Raw genomic sequence first — 2635 nt, 5'->3', positions numbered from 1 at the left:
AAACTTTTTTAATATCTGTAAACACGCTTCATAAACCTCTTCAGTTAAACAGGTTGGTTGTTCCAAAGTAATTGCTCGCTTAAACCCTCCACCGATGTACTTACTGTAACCTATAGCAAGTTCAACCGTCCTACAACATTTATCCATAGATCGTAGGCGAAAACAAGTCTCCTCAATTTGTTCTAGAAGTAGCAATTTTAATTTATTAAGACTAAAGCAATCTTCTAATAAGATTTGTCCTTTCGTTATAGAAGTACTTTTAGGAACGTATTTATTAGCAATACGGCTTTCATCTATACCAAATGAAAAACGATGTAACTCTTCACCTTTTACCTTTCCAAATCGCTTTATTAAACGCTCTTTGGGTGTATTTGCAACATCCTTCAAGGAAAACAGTCCCATGCTATGCAATAATTCCTGTGTAGCTACTCCAATTCCGCAAATTTTTTGGAGCGGTTTGATTTCCCATAATTTTTTGGGGACATCATCATATGACCACATAGCAATCCTTGATTTTGAATGTTTACTTTCCACATCTAGAGCAACTTTCGAGAGAAATAAGTTAGGTGCTATCCCAATTGATGCGGTTATGCCTGTTTTGTCATAAATTTCTTTTTGTACCCTCTTAGCAATTACAATTGGATCACGCCCAAATAAATGCGCTGTCTGTTGGAAATCAAGGAATACTTCATCTATTGAAAAAACGTGTAGGTCTTCCCATGCTACATACTTTGTATATATCTCTGTGATTTGATTTGAAATTTCAACAAATTTTTGCATTGTCGCATTAACTACAATGATTTCTGGATCTTTTGGCAGTTTGTGCAACCTAGTTGCTGTAGAAATGCCCAATTTTTTCAGTTCGGGAGTGGCAGCCAGCACAATAGACCCTTTTCTATTTACATCCCCAACGACAGCTAATTTTACTTTTAATGGATCTAATCCCCTCATGACACATGCACAACTGGCGAAAAATGAACAAAGGTCTACACACAAAATAATTCGGTTAGGTAATAAAGAATAATCATACAAGGTAACCCTTCCAAATCAGAACGTTTGTTCTTATTATAAACCTTGTTTTTCGGTTTATACAATCATTTTGTAAATAATTTTTAATATCAATGTGATACGTGAAATTATATGTAATTCTTCAAAATTCGACCACGAAACACTTTTATATCTCTTAACTTAAGAAACTCGCTTTTATGTCTTTATAAATTAAGAAAAGCTCAAACCCATATGTACCAATGGATTTAAGCTTTTTATTTTATAGGAATACTCGTTGCAACAAGATGCAATTATATTTCAGCGTATTCGCATCTTGTAGCTATTATTATGTATGCTATATTCCACAAAATAATTACAAAAAATCTGTTATTCTCCTTATCTATTTATATTCTATGCACCACAAGAAAGACATATGCACCATTGAAGGTGAGTGTGTATAAATTAAATTGAAAGTGTCCAAAATAAAAGTTAAATAGGGTAAAAGAAAGGAAGGCACTTTCATGAAAGGAAATAAAAGAAATCGTACAAAATTAGGGAAGTGGTTAGACCGTAACGGAATAGAACAACAGGAATTAGAACAAGAAACTGGTGTTAGTCGTAATACAATTTCAAGATTATGTAATAATAAATCTCACACACCAAGTTTACCAGTTATTCAAAAAATCCTTCGAGCAATTAAAAAGGTGGACAGAAGTGCCAAAATAACTGACTTTTGGGACATGTAAAAAGCACAAGGAGGATGATTCACCCTGTGCTTTTTACTTTCACAATACTTCTTTTAATAAAAATGTCCGTACATACACATCATGTTTTATCCCGTAACTCTCTAACTTCTTTTCACGATAATCAGAAATTGTAAAAAATAAAATGTTGGGTATTATATCTCTTTGTTTTTTATATATCTTTGCAATCAAACCATAATATTGTACCTTTTCTTCATTTACTCTCATATGTTGCAACCTATCAATCTCAACAAAATGAGGTACTTGATCTATTACATAATAAGCATCTGGTACGATTGTCTTTTCTTCACCTTGATATCTAAATTGTATAACTTGCTCTGTTTTCCAATCTGGAAAATCAAGCCACATCCACGCTTCATTTCTTAACAGAATATGTTCAAGTTGATGTTTCTTTTTTCGTTCATTGGGATCCAATCCTAGCAAGGCTAAACCTTTTTTGTTGAGATAATATACATACTCCCGATTATGCGAAGTGACATGACAATATTGGCGCAGATCCTTCAGAACACGATTTGCATTTCGAATACTACCTAGAGCATGAATCGCTTGCAATTGCCTCCTAGAGGCAAATTCCAGCTTATTTAAACTGGATAAAATTTCGATCTGTCTGGCTTTCTGTTTGAGCTTTTGATGTCTCATACTCTTTCACCACCTTATATTGCTTCAGTAAATCCCACATGTCTTTATCCTTTAAATACGGTACCTGGATTTCCTCTGTCCGATCAGTCTTAAATAATGCTCTTCCTGGAAGAGAAGGCAGATCCTCAAGACCTGGTTCATCCAAAGCAACTTGTGAAGCAACCGCTGTTGGTAATCGAAAACCTAGCTTTGCATCAGCATTTTGTTTGATTTGTCTTGGCAATGTATCAGAGGTTGGATATTGG

General features: G+C 34.2%; 3 protein-coding genes and 1 pseudogene. 1 reads left to right on the top strand and 3 read right to left on the bottom strand.

The features are described from left to right. Positions 1–1032: Y-family DNA polymerase (locus tag BPMYX0001_RS27870; protein ID WP_050774426.1), on the bottom strand; the 1032-nt coding region annotated here is incomplete at its 3' end. 476 nt (positions 1033–1508) lie between these two features. On the opposite strand from BPMYX0001_RS27870, the gene BPMYX0001_RS27865 reads away from it, so the two are divergent. Next, positions 1509–1733 carry a helix-turn-helix domain-containing protein gene (locus BPMYX0001_RS27865; protein ID WP_006097506.1) on the top strand — a complete coding sequence of 75 codons (225 nt, stop codon included), beginning with the start codon at positions 1509–1511 and terminating at the stop codon, positions 1731–1733. A 39-nt stretch (positions 1734–1772) separates the two neighbouring features. Here the strand turns inward: BPMYX0001_RS27865 and BPMYX0001_RS27860 are convergent, their stop codons facing one another. Both BPMYX0001_RS27860 and BPMYX0001_RS27855 read right to left on the bottom strand, forming a co-directional pair. Then, the gene (locus tag BPMYX0001_RS27860) at positions 1773–2390 is read right to left on the bottom strand and encodes a replication-relaxation family protein (RefSeq protein ID WP_033799507.1); all 618 of its coding nucleotides are present in this window, start codon (positions 2388–2390) and stop codon (positions 1773–1775) included. After that, positions 2329–2635 (bottom strand): annotated as a pseudogene (locus tag BPMYX0001_RS27855) (FtsK/SpoIIIE domain-containing protein); the annotation flags it as partial. The gene BPMYX0001_RS27860 and the pseudogene BPMYX0001_RS27855, both read right to left, overlap by 62 nt.

This window comes from Bacillus pseudomycoides DSM 12442 (assembly GCF_000161455.1).
GTDB lineage: Bacteria > Bacillota > Bacilli > Bacillales > Bacillaceae_G > Bacillus_A > Bacillus_A pseudomycoides.
Note: the sequence above shows the minus strand (reverse complement) of the source record. Positions and strands in the feature narration are given on the sequence as shown.